The 1,512-nt window shown below is 67.9% G+C and carries 1 protein-coding gene; it reads right to left on the reverse strand.

All coding sequences use genetic code 11. The features are described 5' to 3' along the window. Window positions 1–127 precede the first annotated feature (127 nt). Window positions 128–1,249, reverse strand: a complete 1,122-nt coding sequence (gene serC, locus ACFWPK_RS34525) for a phosphoserine transaminase (RefSeq protein WP_378923070.1) — start codon at window positions 1,247–1,249, stop codon at window positions 128–130. Window positions 1,250–1,512: the final 263 nt, after the last annotated feature.

A 1,512-nucleotide genomic window follows, 5' to 3' on the forward strand; every position in this document is an offset into this window, starting at 1 on the left:
TCAAATACCTCTCTTTTTGGGGGGGCCCGCTTCTTTGTTTAAATCCCCCCTGTGGTCACAAACTGCGGGGGGGGGGGGCCCCCCCCCCACCCCGCCCCCCCCCCCCCGGCCCGATGTCGGTCTTATCTCAGAGCTGACCGACGACCCAGTCGATCGAACGGGTCAGCCGCGAAACATCTTCCGGGTCGATCGCCGGGAACATGCCGACACGCAGCTGGTTACGGCCCAGCTTGCGGTAGGGCTCGGTGTCGACGATGCCGTTGGCGCGCAGGATCTTGGCGACCTGGGCCGCGTCGACCGCGTCGTCGAAGTCGATGGTGCCGACGACCTGCGAGCGGTGCGCCGGGTTCGTCACGTACGGGGTGGCGAACGAGCTCGACTCGGCCCACGAGTACAAGCGCGAGGACGAGTCCAGGGTGCGCTTCACGGTCCAGTCGAGGCCGCCGTTGGCGTTCATCCACTCGATCTGATCGGCGAACAGCAGCAGGGTGGCCAGCGCCGGGGTGTTGTAGGTCTGGTCCTTGGAGGAGTTGTCGACCGCGATCGGCAGCGACAGGAACTCCGGGGTCCAGCGACCCGACTCCTTGATCTCGGCGACGCGGGCCAGTGCGGCCGGGCTCATGATCGCGATCCACAGGCCACCGTCGGCCGCGAAGCACTTCTGCGGGGCGAAGTAGTAGACGTCGGAATCGGCGATGTTCACCGGCAGACCGCCGGCGCCGGAGGTGGCGTCGATGGCGATCAGGGCGTTCTCCGAGCCGACCGGACGCGACACCGGGATGGACACACCGGTGGAGGTCTCGTTGTGGGCCCAGCCGATGAGGTCGACCGAGGGGTCCGAGACGGGCTCGGGCGCGCTGCCCGGCTCCGAGGAGACGACGATCGGGTCACCGATGAACGGGTTGCCCTTGGCGACCGAGGCGAACTTCGAGGAGAACTCGCCGTTGGTCAGGTGCAGCGAACGCTCGCGGATCAGGCCGAAGGCGGCGGCATCCCAGAACGCGGTGGTGCCACCGTTGCCGAGCACGACCTCGTAGCCGTCGGGCAGGGAGAACAGCTCGCGCAGGCCGTTGCGCACGCGCGCGACCACGTCCTTGACCGGCTTCTGTCGATGCGAGGTACCGAACACCGAGGCGCCGACAGTCACCAGGGACTGCAGCTGCTCCGGGCGGACCTTGGACGGGCCGCAGCCGAACCGTCCGTCGGCGGGCTTGAGGTCAGCGGGAATTGTCGGGAACGCACTGGTCATGGGGGCGAGTTTAGTGGTCGGCGGATCGCGGTTGTTGGGGTGGGGTGGCGCTGTGAGGCGGGACACGCGGCGTCGCGGGTGGAGGTTGAGGGATCTGTTGTTTGGTGGTGGGAGAGGAGTGATGTCCGGGGGTTGGTAGTCCCAGGCAGGTTTGACGCTGTGTTTATCGGCGCGCTGGCGCGCGCGTGTCCGCGGCCCTGATTGGCCCGCCGGTCAGCCACCGCGAATCGCTCCTTCGTCGCATCTTCGCGGCGGCTGACCGG

The organism is Nocardia sp. NPDC058519, assembly GCF_042719755.1.
Taxonomy (GTDB): Bacteria; Actinomycetota; Actinomycetes; order Mycobacteriales; family Mycobacteriaceae; genus Nocardia.